The organism is Demequina sp. NBRC 110056, from assembly GCF_002090155.1.
Classification (GTDB): Bacteria; Actinomycetota; Actinomycetes; order Actinomycetales; family Demequinaceae; genus Demequina.
Genome location: NZ_BBRM01000002.1, coordinates 483,519 through 508,651, shown reverse-complemented (window position 1 = coordinate 508,651; position 25,133 = coordinate 483,519). Strand labels below are relative to the sequence as shown.

Annotated in this window: 20 protein-coding genes; 9 read left to right on the top strand and 11 right to left on the bottom strand. The window is 71.3% G+C overall.

Going from position 1 to position 25,133, the window contains the following annotated elements; all coding sequences use genetic code 11:
• Position 1: 1 nt before the first annotated feature.
• Positions 2–1,456, bottom strand: coding sequence for an XRE family transcriptional regulator (locus tag B7K25_RS02370; protein WP_084103852.1), 1,455 nt, complete (start codon positions 1,454–1,456; stop codon positions 2–4).
• A 135-nt stretch (positions 1,457–1,591) separates the two neighbouring features.
• Between B7K25_RS02370 and aceA the strand changes: the two genes are divergently transcribed.
• Both aceA and aceB read left to right on the top strand, forming a co-directional pair.
• On the top strand, positions 1,592–2,902 hold the full coding sequence (aceA, locus tag B7K25_RS02365) for an isocitrate lyase (protein WP_084103850.1): 1,311 nt from the start codon (positions 1,592–1,594) through the stop codon (positions 2,900–2,902).
• A gap of 8 nt (positions 2,903–2,910) precedes the next feature.
• On the top strand, positions 2,911–4,530 hold the full coding sequence (gene aceB / locus B7K25_RS02360) for a malate synthase A (RefSeq protein WP_084103848.1): 1,620 nt from the start codon (positions 2,911–2,913) through the stop codon (positions 4,528–4,530).
• A 431-nt stretch (positions 4,531–4,961) separates the two neighbouring features.
• Here the strand turns inward: aceB and B7K25_RS02355 are convergent, their stop codons facing one another.
• From B7K25_RS02355 to B7K25_RS02335, 5 genes are all read right to left on the bottom strand, one after another.
• A complete protein-coding gene (locus B7K25_RS02355; protein ID WP_084103846.1) occupies positions 4,962–6,704 on the bottom strand; it encodes an AMP-binding protein in 1,743 nt (580 codons plus the stop codon).
• Positions 6,705–6,783: 79 nt separating this feature from the next.
• Positions 6,784–7,305 carry a thioesterase family protein gene (locus tag B7K25_RS02350; RefSeq protein WP_084103844.1) on the bottom strand — a complete coding sequence of 174 codons (522 nt, stop codon included), beginning with the start codon at positions 7,303–7,305 and terminating at the stop codon, positions 6,784–6,786.
• The gene (locus B7K25_RS02345) at positions 7,302–8,177 is read right to left on the bottom strand and encodes a MaoC/PaaZ C-terminal domain-containing protein (RefSeq protein ID WP_084103842.1); all 876 of its coding nucleotides are present in this window, start codon (positions 8,175–8,177) and stop codon (positions 7,302–7,304) included. The genes B7K25_RS02350 and B7K25_RS02345 overlap by 4 nt, the downstream gene beginning before the upstream one ends.
• Positions 8,174–9,520, bottom strand: a complete 1,347-nt coding sequence (locus tag B7K25_RS02340; protein ID WP_084103840.1) for a 3-oxoacyl-ACP reductase — start codon at positions 9,518–9,520, stop codon at positions 8,174–8,176. Before B7K25_RS02340 ends, B7K25_RS02345 begins: the two co-directional genes overlap by 4 nt.
• Positions 9,520–10,788 carry an acetyl-CoA C-acetyltransferase gene (locus B7K25_RS02335; RefSeq protein WP_084103838.1) on the bottom strand — a complete coding sequence of 423 codons (1,269 nt, stop codon included), beginning with the start codon at positions 10,786–10,788 and terminating at the stop codon, positions 9,520–9,522. The genes B7K25_RS02340 and B7K25_RS02335 overlap by 1 nt, the downstream gene beginning before the upstream one ends.
• Before the next feature lie 78 nt (positions 10,789–10,866).
• Between B7K25_RS02335 and B7K25_RS02330 the strand changes: the two genes are divergently transcribed.
• From B7K25_RS02330 to B7K25_RS02315, 4 genes are all read left to right on the top strand, one after another.
• A complete protein-coding gene (locus tag B7K25_RS02330) occupies positions 10,867–11,511 on the top strand; it encodes a TetR/AcrR family transcriptional regulator (protein WP_084103836.1) in 645 nt (214 codons plus the stop codon).
• A 2-nt stretch (positions 11,512–11,513) separates the two neighbouring features.
• The gene (locus B7K25_RS02325; protein WP_084103834.1) at positions 11,514–13,502 is read left to right on the top strand and encodes an acyl-CoA dehydrogenase; all 1,989 of its coding nucleotides are present in this window, start codon (positions 11,514–11,516) and stop codon (positions 13,500–13,502) included.
• Positions 13,503–13,570: 68 nt separating this feature from the next.
• Positions 13,571–14,842 (top strand): DUF2254 domain-containing protein, encoded by a 1,272-nt coding sequence (locus tag B7K25_RS02320; protein ID WP_084103832.1) that lies wholly within the window; start codon positions 13,571–13,573, stop codon positions 14,840–14,842.
• 12 nt (positions 14,843–14,854) lie between these two features.
• A complete protein-coding gene (locus B7K25_RS02315; RefSeq protein WP_084103831.1) occupies positions 14,855–15,556 on the top strand; it encodes a DUF1361 domain-containing protein in 702 nt (233 codons plus the stop codon).
• A gap of 3 nt (positions 15,557–15,559) precedes the next feature.
• Here the strand turns inward: B7K25_RS02315 and B7K25_RS02310 are convergent, their stop codons facing one another.
• Positions 15,560–16,807 (bottom strand): NAD(P)/FAD-dependent oxidoreductase, encoded by a 1,248-nt coding sequence (locus B7K25_RS02310; RefSeq protein WP_234988042.1) that lies wholly within the window; start codon positions 16,805–16,807, stop codon positions 15,560–15,562.
• A gap of 98 nt (positions 16,808–16,905) precedes the next feature.
• Between B7K25_RS02310 and B7K25_RS02305 the strand changes: the two genes are divergently transcribed.
• Both B7K25_RS02305 and B7K25_RS02300 read left to right on the top strand, forming a co-directional pair.
• Complete coding sequence (locus B7K25_RS02305; protein WP_084103829.1) at positions 16,906–17,361, top strand: hypothetical protein; 456 nt, start codon at positions 16,906–16,908, stop codon at positions 17,359–17,361.
• An 88-nt stretch (positions 17,362–17,449) separates the two neighbouring features.
• Positions 17,450–18,064, top strand: a complete 615-nt coding sequence (locus B7K25_RS02300; protein ID WP_234988041.1) for a YitT family protein — start codon at positions 17,450–17,452, stop codon at positions 18,062–18,064.
• An 11-nt stretch (positions 18,065–18,075) separates the two neighbouring features.
• Here the strand turns inward: B7K25_RS02300 and B7K25_RS02295 are convergent, their stop codons facing one another.
• The 4 genes from B7K25_RS02295 to B7K25_RS02280 all read right to left on the bottom strand — a co-directional run bounded on the left by B7K25_RS02295 (position 18,076) and on the right by B7K25_RS02280 (position 23,667).
• Positions 18,076–19,935 (bottom strand): DEAD/DEAH box helicase, encoded by a 1,860-nt coding sequence (locus tag B7K25_RS02295; RefSeq protein WP_084103827.1) that lies wholly within the window; start codon positions 19,933–19,935, stop codon positions 18,076–18,078.
• Positions 19,936–19,976: 41 nt separating this feature from the next.
• Positions 19,977–21,080, bottom strand: a complete 1,104-nt coding sequence (locus tag B7K25_RS02290; protein WP_084103825.1) for a class I SAM-dependent methyltransferase — start codon at positions 21,078–21,080, stop codon at positions 19,977–19,979.
• A gap of 299 nt (positions 21,081–21,379) precedes the next feature.
• Positions 21,380–22,750, bottom strand: a complete 1,371-nt coding sequence (locus B7K25_RS02285; protein WP_084103823.1) for an NAD(P)-binding protein — start codon at positions 22,748–22,750, stop codon at positions 21,380–21,382.
• A 14-nt stretch (positions 22,751–22,764) separates the two neighbouring features.
• Positions 22,765–23,667: an aldose 1-epimerase family protein gene (locus B7K25_RS02280; protein ID WP_084103821.1), complete on the bottom strand. Its 903-nt coding sequence runs from the start codon at positions 23,665–23,667 to the stop codon at positions 22,765–22,767.
• Between the two features lie 191 nt (positions 23,668–23,858).
• Here B7K25_RS02280 and B7K25_RS02275 point away from each other — a divergent pair, with 191 nt between their 5' ends.
• Positions 23,859–25,076, top strand: a complete 1,218-nt coding sequence (locus tag B7K25_RS02275; RefSeq protein WP_084103819.1) for a cobalamin-independent methionine synthase II family protein — start codon at positions 23,859–23,861, stop codon at positions 25,074–25,076.
• The last annotated feature ends 57 nt before the right edge of the window (positions 25,077–25,133 follow it).

Genomic DNA, 25,133 nt, shown 5'->3' with positions numbered 1-25,133 from the left:
GTCAGGAGCTGGCGCTGGTGTGCCGCTCGAGGAACTCGTAGACCGCCGTCCGGTCGATGCCCGTCGCGGACTCCGACGGCGCCGCCGCGAGCAGCGACGAGTTGATGCGCGCCGCCGGGAACGTCGTGCTGTCCCACCGCTGGGCAAGGTCGGGCGCCGGTGCTCGGCAGCACGTGGGGTCGGGGCAGCTCGAGAACCGGCGCGTCTGCGTGTCGCGGCCGCGGAACCACTTGGTGTGCTCGTACCGGGTGCCGACGGAGACCGAGTAGTCGGCAGCGGCGTCGGACTGCACCGCCGAGGTGCACCAGTACGTCCCATTCGGCTTGTCCGTGTACTGGTGGTAGATCCCGTAGCGGTCGTCACGCTCGAACACCTGCCGTGCGCTCCACTTGCGACACACGCGCTGCCCCTCGACGTGTCCCAACGCGTCCTGGGGGAACGACACGTCGTCGTTCTCGTACGCCTTGGTCAGGATGCCGGCCGCGTCGACCTTGAGGAAGTGCACCGGGATGCCCAGGTGCTCGGTCGCGAGGTTCGTGAAGCGGTGCGCGGCGGCCTCGTAGCTCACCGCGAAGGCATCCCGGAGGTCCTCGACCGACAGGTCGCGCTCGCGCTTCGCGCGCCTGAGGAGCTCGACTGCTGAGCCTTCGGGCATCATGAGCGCGCCCGCGAGGTAGTTGGTCTCGACGCGCTGTCGGAGCAGATCGCCGTAGTGCTGGGGCTCGGCGTGCCCGAGCGCGTGACCGGCGAGGGCCTGCAGCAGGACCACGCGACGATCGGTGCCGGCCTGCCGGATCGGCAGGTAGATGCGACCCTCGCGAGCATCCGTGACGGAGCGCGTGGTCACCGGCAGGTCGTGCACGTAGTGCAGCGAGAATCCGAGGTGCGCGGCAAGGGTCGAGGCCGCCGAGTGGGACAGCGGTCCGCCCGGGTGGCCGATCGCGGCGAGCAGGCGGGCGGCGTGCGTCTCGAGCTCGGGATAGTGGTTCGAGCGGGCGCGCTGCGCTGCGCGCAGCTCCGTGTTGGCACGGCGCGCCTCCTCGGGGGTGGACGAGTGTCGCTCGTGCTGAGCGACGAGCTCGCGATGCAGGGCGAGGATCGTCTCGATCGCCTCGTCGGGCATGCCCTTGCGTACCGGGAGCTCCGGTAGGGGGAGCGAGGACATGAGGGGCCCAGCCTGGATGCGGGCGAGCTCGATCTCGAGCGCGTCGCGTTTGCTGGGCGGGGTCGGGTCGAGCAGGTGGTCGAGGCCGCAGCCGAGCGCGGTCGCCACGCGCTGCAGGTCGCTGACGCGCAGCTCGCGCCTGCCGTTCTCGATGACCGAGACCTGCGAGGCCGAGCGTCCGAGCGCCGCGGCGAGGTCGTGAACGGTCATGCCCGCCGCCAGGCGTGCCGCCCTGACGCGTCGGCCCACCGTCAGGGGGGTGGGTCCGTCGTGAATCGCATCGTCGCTCATGGCGGCATCGTGGCACACCTTCGTTCGCGCGGCTAGAACAATCGAGAAAGTTCTCGCAAACTCTCGCAGAAAAAGCCACGGGGGCATGCGTACGGTCGACATGACGGCACCACCGCCGATGAGAGAGGAACGACCATGTCGACGACGACGAGGCCCGGCGATCAGACCCAGACCGCCTTCGAGCTCGAGGCCCAGTGGGCCACGGACCCCCGATGGGAGGGCGTGCGCCGCGACTACACCGCGGAGGACGTCATCGCTCTGCGCGGCTCTGTCCGCGAGGAGCCCACGCTGGCGAGGAGGGGTGCCGAGCGGCTCTGGGAGCAGATCCGTGCCAACGTCGACGACCGCGGGACCTGGACAGCGGCACTCGGGGCGCTCACGGGGAACCAGGCGGTCCAGCAGGTGCGCGCCGGACTCGAGGCGATCTACCTGTCAGGGTGGCAGGTCGCGGCCGACGCCAACCTGTCGGGTCAGACGTATCCCGACCAGAGCCTGTACCCCGCGAACTCGGTGCCCGCGGTGGTGCGCCGCATCAACAACGCACTGCTGCGCACCGCACAGATCGAGTTCTCCGAGACCGGCGCGACCACCCGTGACTGGATGGCCCCCATCGTCGCCGATGCGGAGGCCGGCTTCGGCGGCCCGCTCAACGCGTACGAGCTCATGCACCAGATGATCGCCGCCGGGGCGGCGGGCGTGCACTGGGAGGACCAGCTCGCCGCCGAGAAGAAGTGCGGGCACATGGGCGGCAAGGTGCTGGTGCCGACCTCACAGCACATCCGCACGCTCAACGCGGCGCGGCTCGCGGCCGATGTCGCCGGCGCCCCGACCATCGTCATCGCGCGCACGGATGCGCTGGCGGCGACCTTGCTGACGTCGGACGTCGACGAGCGAGACCGCGAGTTCCTCACCGGCGCGCGCACCGCCGAGGGCTTCCACGAGGTCCGCTCCGGCATCGACCCCGTGCTCGCCCGCGGACACGCCTACGCGCCCTACGCGGACCTCCTGTGGGTCGAGTCCTCGAAGCCGGACCTGGAGCTCGCGCGTCGCTTCGCCGAGTCCATCCACGCCGAGCACCCCGGGAAGCAGCTCGCGTACAACTGCTCGCCCAGCTTCAACTGGCGCCGCCACCTCGACGATGCGCAGATCGCGTCCTTCCAGCGCGAGCTCGCAGCGATGGGCTACGCCTTCCAGTTCATCACCCTGGCGGGCTTCCACTCGCTCAACCACGGCATGTTCGAGCTCGCCAGGGGATACGCGCACACCCAGATGAGCGCGTACGTCGAGCTCCAGGAGGCGGAGGTCGCATCCGAGTCAGGCGGCTACTCCGCCACCAAGCATCAGGCGGAGGTGGGAACCGGCTACTTCGACCGGGTCTCCACCGCGCTCAACCCCACCGCCTCGACCCTGGCCATGGCCGGGTCCACCGAGGCCGAGCAGTTCTAGGAGTCACCATGTTCGACACTCAGATCGAGATCGCGGCGCCACTGGCGGACCGCTACGACGAGATCCTCACACCGCGGGCGCTGGCCTTCCTGGCGCGCCTGCAACGCCGGTTCGCCGGCCCGCGCGCCGATGTCCTCGAGGAGCGACTGCGGCGGACGGCCGCGATCTCCAACGGCGCCGACCTGCGGTTCGACCCTGCCACCGCGTCCATCCGGGAGGATCCGACCTGGCGCGTCGCCGGCCCCGGTCCGGGCCTCGAGGATCGTCGCGTCGAGATCACCGGCCCGACCGACAGGAAGATGGCGATCAACGCCCTCAACTCCGATGCGAAGGTGTGGCTGGCCGATCACGAGGACGCGAACACGCCCACCTGGGCGACGATGATCGAGGGGCAGATCAACCTCGCCGACGCCGTGCGGCGCACGATCTCCTACGAGAGCGCTGACGGGCGCACGTACGAGCTGGGCGAGAGCTCGCCGACGATCGTGTTCCGCCCGCGCGGCTGGCACCTGGTCGACCGTAACCTCGTCCACGTCGAGGCGGACGGGATCCGTCACGCGGTGTCCGCGTCGCTCATGGATGCGGGGCTCTACGCGTTCCACAACGCCCACGAGCTCGTGGCTCGCGGCTCGGGTCCGTACTTCTACCTGCCCAAGCTCGAAGGCCGGCTCGAGGCGCGGCTGTGGGACCAGGTGTTCACGGCCATCGAGCAGGAGCTGAACCTGGCCCACGGCACCATCCGCGCGACCATGCTCATCGAGACGCTCCCAGCGGCCTTCGAGATGGAGGAGATGCTCTACGAGCTGCGCGACCACTGCGCCGGGCTCAACGCGGGCCGCTGGGACTACATCTTCTCCGCCATCAAGACGTATCGAGAGCGCGGCACCCGTTACGTGCTGCCCGACCGCAGCCAGATCACCATGACGGTGCCGTTCATGCGCGCGTACACCGAGCTGCTCGTGTCCACCTGCCACCGCAGGGGTGCGCAGGCGATCGGCGGCATGAGTGCGTTCATCCCCAACCGCCGCGAGCCGGAGGTGACCGAGCGCGCGCTGGCGCAGGTCGCCGAGGACAAGCGACGGGAGGCGGCCGACGGCTTCGACGGCTCGTGGGTCGCGCACCCTGGGCTCATCGCCACCGCGCAGGCGGAGTTCGACGCGGTGTTGGGGGATCGCCCGAACCAGATGGACCGCCGTCGCGACGACGTGCACGTCACCGCGGACCAGCTGCTCGACCTGCGCGTGCCGGGAGCGACCGTCACGAGCGACGGCGTGCGGCGCAACGTCTCGGCGGCGCTGCGATACCTGGAGAGCTGGCTGAGGGGGACCGGCGCTGCGGGCATCGACAACCTCATGGAGGACGTCGCCACGGCTGAGATCAGCCGTTCGCAGCTGTGGCAGTGGATCCGCTACGGCACCCGCACGGACACCGGTGAGATCATCACCGCCACACGGGTGGAGGGCGTCGTGGACGACGTGCTGGCGGCCGTGCCGCGCACCGTCGAGGATCGCTTCGATGCCGCGGCCGACCTGCTCCGCGAGGTGTGCCTCCAGGAGGACTTCCCGGCATTCCTGACCCTTCCGGGCTACACCCGGTACCTGCGCGAGGAGCTGCCGATCGCGGCCTGACGCGCCACCCCATGGCGGGCCGCGCCTCGGTGACCATCGAGGCGCGGCCCAGCTGCGAGGCGCGTCGCCACGTGGAGCCGCAGCTCCGCGCAGCGGCGCGGCTGAGTCCCACGGCACCACGTGCTGACGAGGAACGTCGGCGCTTCACCTCACCGCACGGAAGCACGGCGCCGCCTCGGGCGGAAGGGAACGTGTCCTGAGCTCACCGCGACCGGTCGCGCAGCTCCTTGAGGATGGCCTCGAGGAGCCGCGTCTGACGCTCCATCTCCTTGTGGATGCGATCCATGTCTCGTCCGTAGCTCGCCATCGTCGGCTCCTTCCTAGGCGTGTGCGCTCAGGGTAGGAGGAGCCACCGACACCGCGGCGTCAGCTGAGGTGACGGAGCGGCCCCGGCAGGCGCATCGGCGCCACGAACGTTCCTGAGGGGAAGGTCAGCTCGCAGGCGTCTGCGAGCGCGACTCCTCGAGCTCGCGCAGCCCACGACGGAGCACCTTGCCGACGTTCGTCTTGGGGAGCTCGTCGATGAACTCGATGTGGCGAGGCCGCTTGTAGCCCGTGAGGCGCTCCTTGAGGAACGCCGCGAGCTCGGCCTCGGTGAGGCTGTCGTCACGCTTGACGACGAACACCTTGGGCACCTCGCCGGCGTGGTCGTCCGGCACGGGGATCGCGCCGGCCTCGGAGACCTTCGGGTGCAGCATCGCCGCGTCCTCGATGTCGCCCGGGTACACGTTGAACCCGGAGACGACGATGATCTCCTTCTTGCGGTCGACGATGCGCAGATAGCCGTCCTCGTCGAGAGTCGCCACGTCGCCCGTGAGCAGCCACCCGTCGTCGGTGATCACCGCGGCCGTCTCCTCCGGCTTGTGCCAGTAGCCCGACATGACCTGCGGACCTCGCACAGCGAGCTCGCCGGGCTCGCCGAGAGCGACCTCGTTGCCCTCGTCGTCGAGGACCCTCACGTCGGTCGACGGCAGCGGGACGCCGATGGTGCCCACGCGCGGAGGCAGGTGGGTGGGGTTGACGCTGACCACCGGCGACGCCTCGGTCAGGCCGTAGCCCTCGATGATGTCGGAGTCGGTCATCTCGCGCCAGCGGGCACCGACAGCGGAGCGCAGCGCCATGCCGCCCGCGACGGAGATCTTGACGTTGGAGAAGTCGAGCTTGGCGAAGTCCTCGTTGTCCATCAGCGCCCCGGCGAGGGTGCTGACGAGCACCAGAGCGTCGGGCTTGGACGCGTCGAGCGTCTTGACGAAGCCCGGGATGTCGCGCGGGTTGGTGATGAGCACGTTGTGCCCGCCGAAGCGGAAGAAGCCGATGCAGTTCACCGTGAGGGCGAACACGTGATAGAGCGGCAGCGCGGCGACGACGGTGGAGTTCGCCTCCTCGAGCACGGCGCGCAGCTGGCCGATGAACTGCTCCTGGTTGCACAGCAGGTTCCAGTGCGTCAGGACAGCGGCCTTGGTGCCGCCGGTGGTGCCGCCGGTGTACTGCAGGAAGGCGACATCCGTGGGCTGGACGCCGGGGTCGGTGAAGGCCGCCGGGTCGCCGCCGAGCATGGCGCGGAAGGGCAGGGCGCGCGGGATCGAGTACGCCGGCACCATCTTCTTGACGCGCTTCGCGACGAGGTTGACGATCGCGCGCTTGGGCTGGTGGAGCAGGTCGCCGACCTCGGTGATGATGACGTGCTCGATCGGGTGATCGGCGAGCACGCGCTCGAGCTTGTCCGCGAAGTTCGCGAGGACGACGATCGCCTTGGGCTGGGCGTCGGCGACGACCTTGGCGAGCTCGTCCGCGGTGTACAGCGGGTTCGCGTTGACGACGATCAGCCCGGCCCTGAGCGCGCCGTAGAGCGCCACGGGGTACTGGAGGAGGTTGGGCATCTGCAGCACGATGCGGTCACCCTTGGCGAGCCCGAGCTCCTTCTGGAGGTAGGACGCGACAGCGGTGGCGGCAGCGTCGACCTCGCGGAAGCTCAGCGTGCCGCCGAGGTTGGAGAAGGCGACCCTGTCGCCGTAGCGCTCGGCCGCGCCGGCGGCCATCGCGCCAAGGCTGGGCTCGGCGGGGACGTCGATGACGCGCGGGACGCCGGGGGGATAGAACGCGTACCAGGCGCGGTCCTCGTCCCCGACGGGGTCGTGGGGACGGGCGGGGCTGGTGGAGTCCGGGGTGGTCATCAGATTCATCTCCATTGATGTCGCTGGTGGCTTCGTTGGTGGCAAGGCGTTGGTGGAACTGTAGTCGGGTCGAGCGCCCTCAACTGACAGGTGAGCGCGTGTGGTGCGTCCACTCCGTCATCCAGGGCTCGACACGCAGGTGGTCGGGGAAGCCGCCCACGGCCTCCTCGATCTCGTGGGTGTCGACGGTGCCGCCGGCGCGCCGGACGAAGCGGCCGCGCACCACGGCGTGCGCGTGGACGGTGTCGCCGACCATGAACCGGTGCTCGAGGTAGATCCACCGGTCGTCGACGCCGATCGCGCGGGTATGCAGATCGAACCTGGCGCCGAGCCGCAGCTCGCGACGGTAGGTGATGGTCTGGCCCGCGACGACCGCGGCCCAGCCCCTGCGGCCGAACTCCTCCCACCACCCTGAGCGCTTGAGCAGCTCATAGCGGCCAAGGTCCATGAGCGTGAGGTAGCGACCGTTGTTCATGTGGCCGAGCACGTCGAGGTCGGTCGGCATGACGCGGAACGAGGTGACGACGTCGTCCCAGAGGGAGGCGGGCTCGGGCCGGCGCAGGCGCAGCCAGCGGGCCGCGAGTCGCCACCAGAGGTTCACGCCGCCTCCTCGACCCGCATCCGCAGCAGGGGCTTGGCGCCGTCCTTGGTCACGACGTCCGCGAGGACGCCGCCCGGGGTCTCGGAGGCGACGAAGCCGACGCTGCTCGGCAGCAGGATGGGCTTGACGAAGTCGACGTGCGTCGTGAACGCGGCAGGCAGCCGGTTCTCGAGCGCGGCGAGCGCGCGAGCGTGGGTCCACATCCCGTGGATGATCGGCCGGGCGAAGCCGAACGCCTTGGCGGCGACGCGGCTCGTGTGGATGGGGTTCGGATCCTGGGAGACGCGGCGGTACTGCCGACCGAGGTCGGCGGGCAGACGCCAGCGGGCCTGGGGGCTGCGCGGCTCGAAGGGGGCACGCTCGACCTCCTCGGGCTCACCTTCGACGGATGCGCCGGAAGCCAGGTACGTCGTGACGCCGTCCCACACCGGCTCGCCGTCCACGCGCACCTGACCGATGAGGTCGACCAGCGCGCCGCGCCGATGCGGCCGTGGGCCCTCGAGGTGGACGGACAGCTCAAGCCGCTCGTCCGCGGTGACGGGTCGGTGGAGGGTCATGGAGTTCGACGTGTGGACGGCCCCGACGAGCTTGACCGACGACTGCGGGTCGCCGAGCAGGTGGATGTGCAGGGGGAAGGTCAGCACGTGCAGCCACGTGGGCGGCACGGCATCGCGCAGGGTGAAGCCGCACACCCGGGCGTAGTCCGCGAGGCGTGCGCGGTTCTGCGTGACGTCGTGCACCGTCGAGATGCGGCGCGGCAGCGTGACGCGGGACGTGCGCGACGGCACCATGGCGCGCGCGAATGCGGCGCCCATGCCAGGGATGGCATCGAGGTGCTCGACCTCTCGACCCGCGACCTGGGCCCCTCTCATGCTCCCACCAGGTTCTGTCCGCAGACGCGGATCACCTGTCCCGTGAGGCCCTGGGAGCGCGGGTCGAGCAGGTAGCCGATCGTCTCCGCCACGTCGACCGGCAGGCCGCCCTGGCTGAGCGAGTTCGAGCGCAGGAACACCTCGCGCTGGACGAACGGGATCTTCTGCGTCATCTCGGTCTGGATGAACCCGGGTGCGACCGCGTTCACGGTGATGTCGCGCGCCGCGAGGTCCGGCGCCATGGCGGTAACGAGCCCGGCGACCCCCGCCTTCGAGGCTGCGTAGTTGGTCTGACCCTTGTTGCCCGCGAGGCCCGACGTCGAGGCGACGCCGACGATGCGCCCTCCGTCGGCGATGCCGCCGGGGATGTCCGCGGAGAGCAGTACCTCGTTGATCCGCATCTGGGCGGCGAGGTTCACGTCGAGCACCGAGGCCCAGCGGGCGGCGTCGGTGTTGACGAGCATCTTGTCGCGCGTGATGCCGGCATTGTGGACGATGCCGTAGATCGATTCGCCGCGCTGCGCCACGTGCTCCGCGAGGCGCCGACCCGCGTCATCCGCGGTGATGTCGAGCTGAAGCGCGGTGCCGCCGACCTCGTTCGCGATCGCGGCGAGCGACTCCCCGGCGGGCGGGATGTCGACGGCGACGATGCTCGCGCCGTCGCGAGCGAGGGTGCGAGCGATCTCCGCACCGATGCCACGTGCGGCGCCGGTCACCACGACGACTCGTCCGTCGAGGGGCCGCGCCTGCAGCGACTCCGCAGGCTGGTCGGCGCCCGCGACGGTCCAGGCCTGGCCGTCGACGAATGCGGCCCTGCCCTGCAGCACGAAGCCCAGCGTCGACACGAGGTCGCCGGCGCGCGCCGAGGGGTCGACGTACAACAGCGTCGCCGTCGCGCCCCCACGCAGCTCCTTGCCGACGGTCCGGTTGATCCCGTCGAGGGCGCGCGAGACGGTGCGGGACTCCCAGTCGCCTGCGGCCGGCCGAGCCAGGACGACGATGCGCCCGGAGCGTTCGATGGACCTCACCGCGGGACGCAGGAGCGCGCGGAGCTCCTCGAGCTGCGCGATGGACGTCGCCTCGGTGGCATCGACGACCAGAGCGCCGATGCGCGAGCCGTAGCCGGGCGCGTCCGCGCCCTCATCCACGACGGGTGCCTCGGTGGAGCGGCCGAGCAGGCGCATCGTCTCGGCGGCGAGCTCGCCTCCTCCGATGGACGCGAGCACGATCGGTCCCTGGGGCCACTCGCGCCCGCGACGCAGGCGCGGCGGCTCCTTCAGGCCCGCCTTGCCGGCGATGGCCTTGCCCGCGGGGGAGTAGTAGAGCTTCTCGAGGGCGCCCATCACACCGCCTCCAGGATCGCCACGACCCCCTGGCCGCCGGCGGCGCACATCGAGATGAGGCCCTTCGAGCCGGGTCCCTTCGCGTGGAGCAGCTTGGCGAGGGTGGGGACGATGCGCGCGCCGGTCGCGGCGAACGGGTGACCCACCGCGAGGGACGAGCCGGTCACGTTGAGACGCGAGGGATCGATCGTCCCGAGCTTGCCGTCGAGCCCGAGGCCGCGGCAGTAGTCCTCGTCGTCCCACGCCTTGAGCGTGGCGAGCACGGTCGAGGCGAACGCCTCGTGGATCTCGACGAGGTCGAAGTCCGCCACCGAGAGCCCCTGGCGCGCGAGCATCCGTCCCGCCGCGGCCACCGGGCCAAGCAGCAGGTCGTCGCCACCGGGATGGTCGACCGCGGCGACCTCGGCGTCGACGACCTTCGCGAGGACGGGGAGGTGATGCTCCGCGGCCCACTCCTCAGAGGCGAGTAGCGCGGTGGCCGCGCCGTCCGACAGCGCCGTGGAGTTGCCGGCCGTCATGGAGCCTCGCGGGCCGCCGAAGGCAGGACGCAGGGAAGCGAGCTTCTCGACCGAGGTGTCGGGCCGCAGGATCGCGTCGCGCGGCACGCCCAGGTACGGGGTGACGAGGTCGTCGAAGAAGCCATCGGCCCACGCGGCGGCGAGCTTGTGGTGGGAGGCGGCGGCGATCTCGTCCTGCGCCTCACGCGTGATGCCCCAGCGCTCGGTGGTGAGCGCCTGGTGCTCGCCCATCGACAGGCCTGTGCGCGGCTCCGCCACCGACGGTGCCTGCGGCTTGAGGTGGGAAGGCCGGATCTTGGCGAGCGCCTTGACGCGGTCCGCGGCCGAGCGTGCGGCGTTGGCCTTGAGCAGCGTGCGCCGTAGGGAATCCGACACGACGATCGGCGCGTCCGACGTGGAGTCGACGCCGGCCGAGATCCCCGAGTCGATCTGACCCAGGCGAATCTTGTTCGCGATGTAGATGGTGGTCTCGAGGCCCGTCCCGCAGGCCTGCTGCAGGTCGCACGCGGGCGTGCTGGGGGCGAGCGCGGAGCTGAGCACCGCCTCGCGGGTCAGGTTGAAGTCCTTGGAATGCTTGAGGACGGCGCCACCGGCGACCTCGCCGATCCGCTCGCCGGCGAGGCCGAAGCGGGCGATGAGGCCGTCGAGCGCGGCCGTCAGCAGGTCGTGGTTGGACGCTTCGGCGTACGGGCCGCCGGCCTTCGCGAAGGGGGTGCGATTGCCCCCGATCACCACGGCGTTGTGGGTCATGCGGTGCCTCCATCGTTGAGAGAAACTATCCGATACCGACAGTAGCAGATACCGAGAGTTTCGGTTACTGTGAGGAACATGACCGTTGACGGCAGAGACGCCCGATGGGAGCAGCACCGCGCCGACCGGCGCCGGGAGCTGGTCTCGCACGCCCTGCGCGCCATCCGCGTGCACGGAGCCAGCGTCGGCATGGACGCGATCGCCGCTCGCGCGGGGACGTCGAAGACGGTCATCTACCGCCACTTCGGCGACCGAGAGGGCCTCTACGACGCCGTCGTCGAGTCCGTCCACGGATACATCCGGTCGGGCCTGTCCGCCGCGTTCCACCTGTCCGACCCGTCCGACCTGGGACGTCTCACAGCAGATCTGGCGGACGCGTACCTGGAGCTCGTCGAGCGGGACCCGGAGATCTACCGCTTCGTCATGACGCCGCCCCCGCAGGGCGCCGATGCGGTCGCCGACCCCGTGCGCGGCCTGCCGGGGCTCATCGGGGAGCAGATCTCCGCGGAGATCGAGCGCCACCTCGTGCAGCGTGGCATCGCACCCGACGCCGCGAGCACCTGGGGCCACGGCATCGTCGGCTTCATCAAGTCCACCGCCGACCACTGGATGGCGTCCTCACCGCGCCCCCCGCGCGAGCAGGTGGTCGCCCACATCGCCCAATTCTTCGCACCCGCCCGGATGGCCGCATCGGCGACCATCCCCGTCTCACAGGAGGTCTGACAATGACGTTGACGCACCCCGAGAGCTCGATCATCGAGCACACCCCGCTCAGCGAGGAGCGCCTCACGACGCTCGGCGCCTCGCTGCGCGTGGCGCTCGACGGGCCCTACGCCGCCGAGCGCGCGGTGCGACGGGCCACGTTCCCTTCCGAGGACATGCTGCGCGACCCAGAGCTCGACGTGGAGGCATCACGCGAGTGGACCCTCCAGCGCCTGCTCGACCTCGACGCGCACGGCTTCGGCCACGTCGGGGTGCCCGAGGGAGCCGACACCGTCTCGGATCCCCTCACCGCCGTGCTGGCCTTCGAGATGCTCTCCCACGGCGACCTGTCCGTGACGATCAAGTCCGGGGTCCAGTTCGGGCTGTTCGGCGGTGCTGTCACCAACCTCGGCACGGACTGGCACCACGCGACCTACCTCCCCGACATCACGTCGATGAAGCTGCTGGGCGGCTTCGCGATGACCGAGCTGGGCCACGGGAGCGACGTCGCGAGCCTGGACACGACCATCACCTACCTGCCCGACACGGACGAGTACGAGGTCCACTCGCCCACGCCGGGCGCGACCAAGGCGTACATCGGCAACGCGGCGACGCACGGCACGATGGCCGCGGTGTTCGGCCAGCTCGTCGTCGGCGACGAGCGACACGGCGTCCACGTCATCCTCGTCCCGCTGCGCGGCGACGACGGCAAGGACCTCCCCGGCATCACGACGGGCGACCAGGGCCACAAGGGCGGGCTGCTCGGCGTCGACAACGGCACCATCCGCTTCGACCACGTCAGGGTGCCCCGCCGCATGCTCCTCGACCGCTACGGCGGCGTCACCGAGGAGGGCGTCTACGCGTCGCCGATCGACAACCCCAACCGTCGCTTCTTCACCATGCTCGGCACGCTGGTCCGAGGTCGGGTGTGCGTCGGCGGCGGCGGAGGCATCACCGCGCGACGTGCTCTGTCCATCGCCACCCGCTACGCGATCGCCCGGCGCCAGTTCCCGGCGTCCGGGCGCCCCGATGGCGTGCTGCTTCTCGACTATCTGGTGCACCAGAAGCGCCTGCTGCCGCGCATCGCGCGGGCGTACGCGCTCGGCTTCGCGCAGAACGAGCTCATCGTCGACCTGGTTCACGTCCAGGGCCCCGAGGCATCGACCGAGGAGGAGCAGCGCAGCCTCGAGACCCATGCCGCCGGGCTCAAGGCCGTGACCACGTGGTTCGCCAACCAGTCCGTGCAGGAGGCGCGCGAGGCGTGCGGCGGCGCCGGCTACCTCAGCGAGAACCAGCTCGTCGAGATGCGGCGCGACGTCGACATCTTCGCGACCTTCGAGGGCGACAACACCGTGCTCATGCAACTGGTGGCGAAGGCGCTCCTCACGGACTACAAGAAGGAGTGGAGCGAGCTCGACCGGACCGGCGTCGTCCAGGCGACCGCTCGAGTGGCGGGCGACGCCGTGGCCGAGGCCACGTCGGCGGGCCTGGTGCTCGGCGCCCTCGCCGACGCCGTGCGCCGTCGCCCTGAGGAGACGACCCTCGTCGACCGCAGGTGGCACGCCCTCATGTTCCAGGAGCGCGCGCGCCACGCGCTCGACGCGCTCGCGCGCCGCATGCGCGCCGCGAGCAAGGCCGGCGGCGACCAGTTCGAGGCGTTCAACGCCCTGGGCGATCACGTCCAGTTCGTCGCGCGGGCCTACATGGAGCAGCGGATCCTCACGGCCTTCGTCGACGCGCTCGAGGCGCAGTCCGACGGCGAGACCAAGGACGTGCTCGAGAAGGTCTGCAGCCTCTACGCGCTGCAGTCCATCCACGACGATCGTGCCTGGTTCATGGAGCACAACCGCATCAGCTCGGGACGCTCGAAGGCGATCGGGGCGCAGATCAACGACCTCTGCCGGGAGCTGCGTCCGCACGCGCTGGCGCTCGTCGAGGGCATGGGCATCCCGGAGTCCTGGCTCGGCGCGGCGATCCTCGAGCCCGACAGCCCCTCCACCTCGCCGGCCTGACCCGGCGCGCGCCGCGCGGTCGTGGACCGCGCGGCCCGCGTCGGCGACAATGGCGTCAAGGAGGGACGATGCAGCCCACTGGCTGGCGAGCCGCCGCGAGGCGCCTGGCCGAGAGGATCTGGTTCCGGCTCGCGGTGTTCACGGCGGTCGCGATCGCGTTGGCGCTCGTCGCTGGCGTGGCCGGGCGGGTGTGGCCCAGCGCCCTCGAGGTCGACCTGGGCCAGGACTCCGTCACGAGCATCCTGCAGATCATCGCGACGTCGATGCTCGCGGTCACGACCTTCTCGCTGACCGCGATGCTCACGTCCTACACCACGGCCTCTGCGGGGACCACGCCGCGGGCCATCCAGCTGCTCGTCGCCGACCCGACGTCGCAGAATGCGCTGAGCACGTTCCTCGGCTCCTTCGTGTTCGCCATCGTGGGGATCGTCGCGCTGTCGACGGGCTACTACGGCGAGTCCGGGCGGACGGTGCTGTTCATCGGCACGCTGGTCGTCATCGCCGTGATCGTCGTCACGCTCACGCGTTGGATCCAGCACCTCACCGGGTTCGGCCGGATGGCGGACGTCATCGATCGCGTCGAGGCGGCCGCCACGGAGGCCGCGTGCGCGCATGCGCGCCGACCGCACCTGGGCGGCCGACCCGCCGTCGACGTGCCGGCGAGCGCGCGGACGGTCCGTTCGGAGCGTGCGGGCATCGTCACCGGTGTCGACATGGCTGCCCTCCAGCGCGTCGCGGGTCGCCACCGGCTGACGGTCCACCTGGTCGTCGTGCCCGGCACGTCCATCGGCCGCGGGACCCCGATCGTCGAGGTCGAGGGCATGGCGGACGACGAGGTCGTGAGCGCGCTGCGCGGCGCGGTGCGGGTCGAGGCGCACCGCACGTACGAGCAGGATCCGCGGCTGGGGTTCGTCGCGCTGGGGGAGATCGGCTCCCGCGCGCTGTCGCCAGCGACCAACGATCCCGGGTCAGCGATCGAGGCGCTCGGCGCCATCGAACGAGTCCTGACAGCGCTGCTGACGACCGATCCCGACGACGCCATCGAGCACCCGGACGTCCACGTGCCGTCGCTGGACCTCGCGGACGCGATCGAGGACGCGGTGCGACCGATCGCCCGCGACGGCGCCGCCGTCATCGAGGTGGGACTGAGGATCCAGCGCGTCGTCCGTCATCTCACGGGGCTCGCGTCACCGGAGACGGCAGCCGTGCTCCACGCCGCCTCACGACGCGCCGAGACGCGCGGCCTCGACGCGCTCGTGGACGTCGGCGACCGGGCGCTGCTCGAGGCGGCGGCACGCGAGGCGCGCGCTACCGAGCCGGGCTCGCTCCAGCGCCCGTGATTCGATAGGGCCATGGCCGAGATCGTCCTCGTCGTCGTCGGCGCGGCGCTGCTCAACGTGTACGCGGCGGCGCTCGTGCTGCTGCGGGGCCCGCTGTTCCACACCCGCGTCTACCGGCCCATGGTCCTCAACATCGGGCTGTCGCTCGCGCCCGCGCTCATCGCGGTGGCGACCATCGTCGTGCTGCTCGTGGTCGCGACGATGTCGCCGCAACCGTGGCTCGTGTGGCTCGTCGCGATCCTCGGAGGCATCGCGTGGCTGCTCGCGCTGCCCAACTCGGCGTACCTCATCACCGAGCTCAACCTCAGCCACCGGCGCGAGGGTGAGAGCGTGCCGCTCTGGTACGACATCGTGCTGGTGCTCAGCCTCGCGATGTCCGGCGTGATCAACTCGCTCGTGAGCGTGGTGCTCGTGCAGGCGGCGGTGGTGCTCATCGCGCTGCCGAACGACGACAGCCCCTTGGAAGGGCCCCTCGTGTGGGTGTCGGCCGCCGTGCTCATGACCCTCACGGGGTTCGGGATCTACCTCGGCCGTCACCTGCGCTTCAACAGCTGGGACGTGGTGCGCCCGCACCGCATGGTCGCCAAGACCGCCCGGCACTTCTCCCAGCCCGGGACCGTCGGCACCGCAGCCGGGTTCACGCTGGTGCACGCGATCTTCTTGATGTGCATGTACCTGGTCGTCGTCGCCCCGGCGATCGGCCTGCTGGGCTGAGGCTCACCGGGCGGGCGGCCACCGTCCGTCGCTCAGGTAGCGCTGCGCATCCCGCGCGATCCGGCGCGCCCCGCGATTGGCGCTGATCGTCGACGCCTGTGGCCCGTAGCCGGCGAGGAACAGCCCCGGAACATCCAGCGCGTGGCCGTCCGCGACCCGCACGCCGCGGCGTGCGTCGAGCCCGAGGCTTCGCAGCGGCCCCAGGTCGGCGTGGAATCCGATCGCCCAGATGATGGCGTCGAAGGGCTCGAACGTGCCATCGGCGTGCACGACGCCATCCGTCACCACCCGCGCGAACATCGGGCTGCGCTCGAGGAGTCCGGCGTCGCGCAGCGCGCGCAGGCGCGGCGTGAGGGGCATGCCGGTGGTGGACACGATGCTGGGCAGTTCGCGCCCGGCCCGTGCTGCCTCGTCCTGGAGGCGAACGGACTCGCGGCCGAGGTCCTCGCTCAAGCCCTTGGCTGGGTCTGAGAAGGCTGGTGGGCGGCGAGTGAACCATCGGACGCCGGTCGCCACCGGTGACACCTCGCGCAGGAACCCGAGAGCGGAGGCGCCGCCGCCGACGATGGCGACCCGGAGTCCAGCGAAGTCGGCGGGCGAGCGAAACTCGGGGGTGACGATCTGGCGGCCGCGAAAGTCCTCCACGCCCGGCACGTCCGGCAGGCGTGGGCTGCCCCAGGTTCCCACGGCAGCCACCAGCACCCGAGTGCGGACGTCCGCACGCGCATCGGCCGTGCTGACCACGAATGTGCCGTCGGCGTCCGTGCGCACGTCGGTCACGTCGACGGGACGCGCGACGTCGAGCGCGAAGGCGTCCTCATAGCGCGCGTAGTAGTCGCCGACGACGACCGCGGCGGGCGGCTCGGTCGGAGCGGAGTCGAACGACCGACCGGTCTCGCCCATCCCCGGCAGGTCCGCGATCCGGTGCGCGTCGCCGAGACGCAGCGTGTCCCAGCGGTGCTGCCACGCGCCCCCGGCTCCGGGGCCTCGGTCGACGATGAGGAAGTCCCCGGCCGGCTCGAGCCCGCGGCGCAGGAGGTGATAGCCGACCGACAGCCCGGCCTGGCCGGCGCCGACGACGAGGATCGGCACGGAGTCCGGGAGAGCGGCCGAGGCATCGCGGGCGACGGTCCTCTCGCTGGCTGTGGGCCTCTCAAGGGGTGCCGTGCCCGTGCTCGGCGCGCCGTCGCCACGTGCACCTGCGGGGTCACGGCGGGCGCCGCCGTCGGTGGGCACCGGGTCGCGAGTCACCGTCAAGGTGTACGCCGCCGCGCGGGTGCCAGGCAAGTCGGCTCGGCGCGCCTAGGCTGGGCCGCGCACACGACGCCCGCCAGGTGAGAGGAGCCCCGATGCTCGAGGGACTGCAGGAGTTCGCAGGATCGTTTCCCGACTGGCTGCAGTGGGCGGCCATCGCGCTGATCTCCGCCGTGCCCTTCATCGAGTCGTACTTCGGGGCGTTCGTGGGGGTCGCGATCGGGTTGGCGCCGGTGGTCGCGATCGCGGCTGCCTCCGTCGGCAACGTTGCCTCGATGATCGGGTTCGTCTACGTGACCGGACGCATCCGCGACCGGACCGTTGGCGAGGAGGAGCTGAGCCCCAAGCGGGCGCGGCTCAAGCGGATGTTCGACCGCTACGGGGTGCCGGGGGTGTCGCTGCTGGGTCAGACGGTGCTCCCGTCTCAGATCACGTCAGCGGCCATGGTGGGCTTCGGCGCGTCGCGACGCGCGGTGATCGGGTGGCAGATGGTCTCGATCGTCCTGTGGGGCACGGCGTTCGGGCTGATCGCCGCGGGCGCCTTCGGCTGAGGCGGCGGGGGAGCGGCCCCGCATCGGCCACAATGGGTGGTGCGCTACCCGCGCACCGTCCCTTCAGCCCTCACAAGGAGGCTTCCGCGTGTCCGTCGTCGATCCGCCCATCGCCGAGAGGCACGCCCTGTGGGAGGACGCTCTCGCGTTGCCTTCCGGCGCGTTCCTCATGTCCTTCGGCCTGTTCCTGCTCGAGCAGATCGGCGGCGTCTCCGGCGGCCTCGCCGGCGTGGCGATCCTGGGCAGCTACTGGACGGGCGCGTCGTTCGGGCTGGTGTTCTTCCTCGTCAACCTGCCGTTCTACTGGCTGGCGGTCAGGCGCATGGGATGGACGTTCACCATCAAGACGCTCATCACGGTGACGCTGATCTCGGCGCTGTCAGCGGTGCACGGGCTGTACCTGGACGTCTCCTCGATCGCTCCGCTGTACGCCGCGATCTTCGCTGGGCTCAGCATCGGCGTCGGCATGATCATGATCTTCCGTCACGGCGCGAGCGCGGGCGGCTTCGGCATCCTCGCCGCCTACCTCCAGGAGTCGAAGGGCATCCGCGCCGGCTACGTGCAGGGCGCGCTCGACGTGCTCGTCGTCGTGGCGTCGCTCGCGCTCGTGCCGCTCGACATCCTCGCGTACTCGATCCTCGGTGCCGTGCTGCTCAACATGGTGCTCGCCATCAACCACCGGCCGGGCCGGTACTTCGGCTAGCGCTCCGGGGGTCAGCGGTCCTTGTGACGGGGCTTGCGGTACGGCTTGCGATCGGCCGATGCGCGCTCGTCCCAGTCTCCGCGCTTGCGTGAGGAGCGGGGCCGGTCGCGGTCGTTGGAGCGCTCGTAGCGCTTGCCGCCCTGGCGAGGGCCGTCGGGACGGTTGCGGTGGGAGCCAGGGCCACGGTCCACCTGCAGCTCGATCAGCTGACCGCTGATGCGTGTGCGGGACAGGCGGCGCATCGACTCGTCGTCGAGCTCGGGCAGCTCGACGAGGGAGAACTCGGGCTTGATGGTGATGCGGCCGAAGTCGCCCCGCTGCAGGCCGCCCTCGTTCGCGAGCGCGCCCACGATCTGGCGGGGCTCGACCTTGTGGCGCTTACCCACCGAGATCCGATAGGCGATGCGGCCGCCTGAGGGCGCGCGCCGGTCGCCGCCGTCACGGGGGCCGCGGTCGTCGCGCGCGCGGTCCTTGCCGCTGCGCTCCGTGAAGCCGACCTGCTGGGGCCGGTCCTGCTCGGGGTCCAGCAGCAGGGGCGTCTCGCCCTGGGCGACCACGGCGAGCGCGGCCGCCACGTCGGCCTCGGGCACGTCGTGATGCTCGACGTAGTGGGCGATGATGTCGCGGAAGCGGTCGATGCGCTCGCGCTGCTCGAGCGCCGCTGAGATCGAGTCGTCGAAGCGGGTCAGGCGCGTCGCGTTGACGTCGTCCGCGGTCGGCAGGCCCATCGGCGTCACCGGCTGCTTGGTCGCCTTCTCGATCGACTTCAGCCGCCCGCGCTCGCGCGGCGTGACGAAGCTGATGGCATCTCCCGTACGACCCGCGCGCCCCGTGCGGCCCACGCGGTGCACATAGGACTCGTTGTCGACGGGCAGGTCGTAGTTCACCACGTGGCTGATGCGCTCGACGTCGAGGCCACGCGCCGCGACGTCGGTGGCCACCACGATGTCGAGCTTGCCGTCCTTGAGCTGCTGGATGGTGCGCTCGCGCTGCGCCTGCTGGACGTCGCCATTGATCGCGGCCGCGGCGTAGCCACGGGCGCGCAGGCGCTCCGCGACGGTCTCGGTCTCGTTCTTGGTGCGGGTGAACACGATCATCGCGGCGAAGTTCTCGACCTCGAGGATGCGGGTGAGCGCGTCCATCTTCTGCTGGTACGACACGACCAGGTAGCGCTGCGCGATGTTCGCTGACGTCGCCGTCTGCCGCTTGACCGTGACCTCCTCGGGCGAGCGCAGGTACTTCTGCGACAGCCTCCGGATCTGCGCGGGCATGGTCGCGGAGAACAGCGCGACCTGCTTGTCCTCGGGAGTCGAGGCGAGGATCGTCTCGACGTCCTCCGCGAAGCCCATCTTGAGCATCTCGTCGGCCTCGTCGAGCACGAGGTAGTCGAGCTCGGACAGGTCGAGCGTGCCCTTGTCGAGGTGATCCATGATGCGCCCGGGCGTTCCCACGACGATGTCGACGCCGCGGCGAAGCGCCGACAGCTGCACGCCGTAGCCCTGCCCGCCGTAGACCGGCAGGATGTGCACACCCGTGCGGTGGTTCGCGTACTGCTCGAAGGCCTCGCACACCTGCAGCGCGAGCTCACGGGTGGGCGCGAGGACGAGCGCCTGCGGCTTCTTCCGACCGGGGGTGAGCCGGTCGAGGATGGGCAGCGCGAAGGCCGCGGTCTTGCCCGTACCCGTCTGCGCGAGCCCGATGACGTCCGTGCCCGCGAGCAGGTGCGGGATCGTCGCCGCCTGGATCGCCGATGGCGTCTCGTACCCCAGCGCCTTCACGGCGCGCAGCACCGAGTCGCCCAGGCCCAGGTCGGCGAAGGTGGGAGAGGGCGTCGTCTCGGCCTCGGTGGGCGCGGGAGTGTCGGTGCTCATAGGACAACCGTAGGCGTACCGGGGCGAAAGCGGGCGCCGGCTCAGCCGGTCAGGGCGTAGAACCGGAAGAGCGCGAAGTCCTCGATCGGCAGCACCGCGACGTCGGTGAAGCCCGCGTCGCGGGCGTACGCCCGCAGCGTCGCCGGCCGCATCACCGTGCCCGTCGCGGCGGTCGGCGTCGTGGACATCGCGTCGGGAAGGCACACGAGAAGGCTGAATCCGTACATCAGCCGCTCGGTGTCGTCGCCCGGCGTCAGCGCGTCGGCGACGGCCTCGTCCATGACGATCAGCGGTGCGCCGGGAGCGAGGGCGCCGCGGATCGCGCTGAGTACCTCCACCGGCTGCGGCAGGTCGTGCAGCGCCTCGAAGACGAACGCGACGTCGAACGCCGCGTCATCATCGAGCACCGCGCCCGCGTCCCCGGCGCGGAAGGCGACGCGGTCGCCGAGGCCTGCGTCCGCCGCGTTGGTGGTCGCCTGGTCGACGGACGGGCGATCGATGTCGACCCCGAGCACGCTCGCCTCGGGATACGCCCGTGCTAGCGCGATGGCGCTCCAGCCCGCGCCGCACGCGACGTCCAGGATGTGGCACCCCGGTGCTCGCAACATCGCGTCGACCTCCGGCACGCTCGCCAGCGCCGGAGCGAGCCGCGACTCGAACCACGGCCGGTTCATGTCGGCCTGCGACCAGCGTGCGTCGTCGCCGAGCTCGTCCCAGCTCACCCCACCGCCGTCGCGGTACGCCGCGAGCAACGCGGGCATCTGCGCTGCGGAGGCGGCGAGCATGCGCGCGAGGGGCGCGACGTAGGCGAGCGAGCGATCGTCGGTGAGCGCCTCCGCCGCGCCCGCCGGCAGGGAGAACGCGCCGTGCACGCCGTCCTCGGCGACGAGGAACCCGGCCGTGGCCTGCTGCTCGAGCCACTCGCGCGCGTAGCGCTCGTCGGTGTCCGTCAGACGCGCGAGCTCGCCGCTCGTCAGCGCCCCGTGGTCGCGCAGAGCGCGATACCAGCCGAGCCGATCGCCGAGGTGGATCGCCAGGATGTCGACCGTGCCCAGCGCCGCGTCGAGCACCCGCCCGGCGTACGCATCGGCAGTGCCCTCGGTGCCCGTGCCGGCCGGGACCCCGGCTGTGTCGTCGGATGCCATCGTGCCTCGCTCTCGTCCGCGGCCGTGACCACGTGCCCCACGGCGTCCATGCCGGCTGGCTCGCTCGATCGCACGGCCGCGATCTCACGGCCGCGATCTCACGGCCGCCGTCACACTGTGCGTCGCCGGTCAGCCCAGTCCCACCAGTGAGCCCCCTGTGGCGGGGCTCGCGCAACCGGAGGGAGCTCACGTCGCGTGCGCGTTCTGCGGCACCGCGCTCGCAGCGCTCCACTTCTGGGTCCGCGCATCGTGCTCGTAACCGCCGACGAGCAGGGCGTCGCGCGAGCGAGCCCGCCCCGTCAGGCCGAGACGCCCGCGAAGGCGGCCAGCGCGCGCCTTGCGCCGGGCAGCGCGCGCGAGGCGCGAGCGCGCGCCTCGGCGACGCCGGGTGCGTCCGGGTCCGTCACACGCGCCGGGTTCAGCGCGGTGGAGTGCGCCCAGGCCGCGATGTCGGGCTCGGACATGAAGCCCGCGACCGCGTCCGCGCCGCGAAGCGTCATGAGCGCCCAGTCCGCCAGCGAGTCGCCGTAGGCGTTCGGCGGGCACAGGAGGTTCTTGTCGTCGTCGGAGCTGCGCGTGGCCTCGACGTACCCGATGAGCGCGGCGCCGAAGCACGGGAAGCCGGCGCGCACCGTCTGGAGCGTGATCGCGTCGCGTGACCACACCGGCGTGCGCCGCGGCCGGCGCAGGCCGTCGGCCGCGCAGTGGACCACCGTGGCTTCGCGCGGGATCCTCACGTCGCCACCGGTCATGCGGAGCAGGCCCGGCGCGGAGGTCCTGAGGCGGCCGAGGCGGACGACGTCCTCGACGGAGCGCAGCAGCTCAAGCTCCCACCGACCGAGCGTGGGCGCCTTCGCCATCGTCGGCGTGACAGAGGTGTCGAGGCGCATCATGATGCCGGCGCGTTCCAGCGCCGCGAAGAGCCCGTCGAGGTCCGGCGCGCGCTCCGCCTCCTCGAGCACGGTCGCCGTCATCGCCTGGAACACCGCGGCGTCCGGCTGGACGTGCGCGCGATCGAGCATCCACGGATCCCGGGGTCGCACCCAGGTGATGCGGCTCGGATCCGTCCCACGGCTCACCAGGTGGACGATGCCGTCAGTCGCCGTCTTGCCGGACCCGACGATGACGAACGGACCGGCCGGATCGTGGCTGGCGAGGTCGCCGACCGGCACCACCCGGCTGCCGTCGTCGACCTCCCATGGGGCCGGCGTGGTCGATGGCACGGTCGGGGACAGCAGTCGCGCGTCGACGATGCGAGTGGTGGGGCCGATGCGCCCTCGGGCACCCGTCGCGACGTTCACCCAGGTGCGGTCGGGCTCGACGCGCGTCGCGGGGAGGAACTCGACCCGTCCGGTGGGCTCGAGGACGTCACGCAGCACGGTGGCGTAGTACTCGAGCACCTCGGCACCGGTCGCGCGTTCGAGCAGGCCGTCCTCAGGGCCGCCGCGCTGGCGCGCGCCCCCGAGCATCGTGGACGCGACGCCGTAGAACGGCGACGCCTGATGCAGGCGCACGAACGGGTAGGCGTCGTGCCAGTGGCCCCCGGGTGCGTCCCGGGTGTCCGCGAGGGTGACGGTGGCGTCCGAGTGGGCGACGAGCGCATCGGCGAACGCCATGCCCGCGGCGCCTGCGCCGATGACGACGTAGTCGGTGTCGATCGTGGCGGTCACGGCGCGCGGGAGGGTCAGCCCACCTGGATGCCCCAGGCGAGGGTGTGCTCGCCGCCCGGCGCGATCGTGATGAGGTCGTCGCCGGTGCGGAAGGCGTCCGCGATGCAGGTCATCGGCTCGATCGCGACGCCCGCCCTCAGGACCCCGGGGACCGCGTCGCCGGTGCACACCTGCCACGCCGTCGCGCCGCTGTCCGCCCAGATGGCGATCGAGGTGCCGTCGGCGCGGGTCAGGCGCGCCCAGGATCGGCCGTCCGCGTCGTGGATCGGGTCGACCCAGGCGTGGTCGTAGGGCTGGCCGTCGAGCGACCGGGCGGCACGAAGGTCGAACTCGCCCGAGACGGGGCTGGCTCCGGTGGGCAGAAGGCGGTCGTCGACCGTCACGATCGACTGCGCGTCGAGCTGCAGCGAGCAGGCGTCCAGCGGCGCGTCGCCGGGGGAGAACCACGGGTGGAAGCCGAGACCGTACGGGAGCGCCTCGTCGCCGTCGTTGCGGGCGACCGTGGTGATGGTGAGGCCCTCGTCACCCAGCGCGTACGTCACCTCGAGGTCGAGTCGGAAGGGGTATCCGGGACTCGCCGGGAGCGCGAGCGCCAGCGTGACGGTGTCCTCGGTGTGCGAGGTCACGTTCCAGTCCATCCAGCTCACGAGCCCGTGCAGCGCCGTGCCAAGGGCCGGCTCGGACACCGGAACCTGGAGGTCCTTGCCGGCGAACGTGTACTGGCCGTCGCGCAGGCGGTTGGGCCACGGCGCCAGCACCATGCCGTGGAACGCCGGGGCGATGTCGTCCTCCGCGAACGGCACCACCACGTCGGCCCCCGACACCGTGTAGACGCGCAGGGCTGCGCCCACGCTCGCGATGGTCGCGGCGTGCTCGCCGCGGGAGATGGTGGACTGGTGACCCGACAGAGTGCTCATGCGGTGACGGTACCGCGCCCACGCTGGCCGTTCGACCAGTGAGGCGACGAGCGCATCGGCGCTCGGTTTGGCGGGCTGCCGCCGGCCCGGCAGAATGGACGGCGCTGCTCGCATCAAACGAGGCCTCGGACCCACGCCGGTGGGCATTGCGCGCGGTGCCCGAAGTCCTGTCGCACCCCGAGGAACCCGCCATGACCGATGTGACCATCCAGACCACGACCGCCGGCTCGCTGCCGCGTTCGCCCGAGCTCGTCGCCGCGACGCAGGCGCTGTCCGTCGCGGACGACGGCTTCACGCTCGTCCGCACCGACGAGTACCGCGAGCTCGCCGCTGCCGCCGTGAGCGACGTTGTCGCCCGCCAGGTCGAGGCGGGCATCACCATCGTCGGCGACGGCGAATACGGCAAGGCCATGACGACGGCCCACGACTTCGGGGCATGGTGGTCGTACGCCTTCCAGCGCGTGGAGGGCCTCGCACTGCCGCAGGGTGAGCCCGTCGCGCCGGAGCCGGTGCGTTCGGGTCCTGGCGACGTGCGGCTCACGACCATGACCGATCGCCGTGACTGGGTGACGTTCGCCGAGGCCTACAACGACCCGACCTCGGGAGTGCTGCTCGGCGAGCCGCCGTTCTGGCCCATCACGGTGGCGCCGCTGGCGTACCGCGGGCAGGACGCGGTCGCCGCCGACGTGGCGGGCCTGCGAGGAGCGCTCGACGCTCACGGACTCGCGCGCGGGTTCATCACCTCGATCGCTCCAGGATCCGGCGCGCGCACCGGTAATGCGCACTACGCGTCGGAGGAGGAGCACATCTGGGCGTGGGCGGACGTGATGCGCGAGGAGTACCGCGCGATCGTCGACGCGGGGCTCACGGTGCAGATCGACGACCCGTCGCTCGCCGAGAGCTGGGACCAGATCAATCCCGAGCCGTCCGTCGCCGACTATCGAGCCTTCCTGCGCACGCGCATCGACGCGATCAACCACGCGATCGAGGGCCTGCCCCGCGAGCAGGTGCGCCTGCACATCTGCTGGGGCTCGTGGCACGGGCCGCACACCACCGACCTCGAGCTGCGCCACATCCTCGACCTCCTGCTCGAGGTTCGCGCGGGGGAGTACTCGTTCGAGGCCGGCAACGTGCGTCACGAGCACGAGTGGAAGGTGTGGCGCGACGCCAACCTCCCCGACGGCGTGGTGCTCCAGCCTGGCGTCGTGAGCCACGCGACGAACGTGGTCGAGCACCCGGAGCTGGTGGCTGATCGCATCGAGCGCTTCGCCGACATCGTGGGTCCCGAGCGGGTCGTGGCGTCGACGGACTGCGGTCTGGGCGGTCGCGTGCACCCGCAGATCGCGTGGGCCAAGCTGCGGTCGCTCGGCGAGGGCGCGCGCCTCGCGGCGGCACGAATCAACGGCTGACGTCCTCCGGGACCCTCCGGGCTGTGTAAACTGTTCCGCGGCCCTCATCGCGCCGGT

What these genes read in the sequence shown, in the direction of transcription:
- B7K25_RS02320 (WP_084103832.1), top strand. Translation starts at nt 13,571, where the DNA reads ATGCAGCCCACTGGCTGGCGAGCCGCCGCGAGGCGCCTGGCCGAGAGG.
- B7K25_RS02275 (WP_084103819.1), top strand. Translation starts at nt 23,859, where the DNA reads ATGACCGATGTGACCATCCAGACCACGACCGCCGGCTCGCTGCCGCGT.
- B7K25_RS02370 (WP_084103852.1), bottom strand. Translation starts at nt 1,456, where the DNA reads ATGAGCGACGATGCGATTCACGACGGACCCACCCCCCTGACGGTGGGC.
- B7K25_RS02280 (WP_084103821.1), bottom strand. Translation starts at nt 23,667, where the DNA reads ATGAGCACTCTGTCGGGTCACCAGTCCACCATCTCCCGCGGCGAGCAC.
- B7K25_RS02290 (WP_084103825.1), bottom strand. Translation starts at nt 21,080, where the DNA reads ATGGCATCCGACGACACAGCCGGGGTCCCGGCCGGCACGGGCACCGAG.
- B7K25_RS02330 (WP_084103836.1), top strand. Translation starts at nt 10,867, where the DNA reads ATGACCGTTGACGGCAGAGACGCCCGATGGGAGCAGCACCGCGCCGAC.
- B7K25_RS02335 (WP_084103838.1), bottom strand. Translation starts at nt 10,788, where the DNA reads ATGACCCACAACGCCGTGGTGATCGGGGGCAATCGCACCCCCTTCGCG.
- B7K25_RS02325 (WP_084103834.1), top strand. Translation starts at nt 11,514, where the DNA reads ATGACGTTGACGCACCCCGAGAGCTCGATCATCGAGCACACCCCGCTC.
- aceB (WP_084103848.1), top strand. Translation starts at nt 2,911, where the DNA reads ATGTTCGACACTCAGATCGAGATCGCGGCGCCACTGGCGGACCGCTAC.
- B7K25_RS02345 (WP_084103842.1), bottom strand. Translation starts at nt 8,177, where the DNA reads ATGAGAGGGGCCCAGGTCGCGGGTCGAGAGGTCGAGCACCTCGATGCC.
- B7K25_RS02295 (WP_084103827.1), bottom strand. Translation starts at nt 19,935, where the DNA reads ATGAGCACCGACACTCCCGCGCCCACCGAGGCCGAGACGACGCCCTCT.
- aceA (WP_084103850.1), top strand. Translation starts at nt 1,592, where the DNA reads ATGTCGACGACGACGAGGCCCGGCGATCAGACCCAGACCGCCTTCGAG.
- B7K25_RS02305 (WP_084103829.1), top strand. Translation starts at nt 16,906, where the DNA reads ATGCTCGAGGGACTGCAGGAGTTCGCAGGATCGTTTCCCGACTGGCTG.
- B7K25_RS02355 (WP_084103846.1), bottom strand. Translation starts at nt 6,704, where the DNA reads ATGACCACCCCGGACTCCACCAGCCCCGCCCGTCCCCACGACCCCGTC.
- B7K25_RS02315 (WP_084103831.1), top strand. Translation starts at nt 14,855, where the DNA reads ATGGCCGAGATCGTCCTCGTCGTCGTCGGCGCGGCGCTGCTCAACGTG.
- B7K25_RS02340 (WP_084103840.1), bottom strand. Translation starts at nt 9,520, where the DNA reads ATGGGCGCCCTCGAGAAGCTCTACTACTCCCCCGCGGGCAAGGCCATC.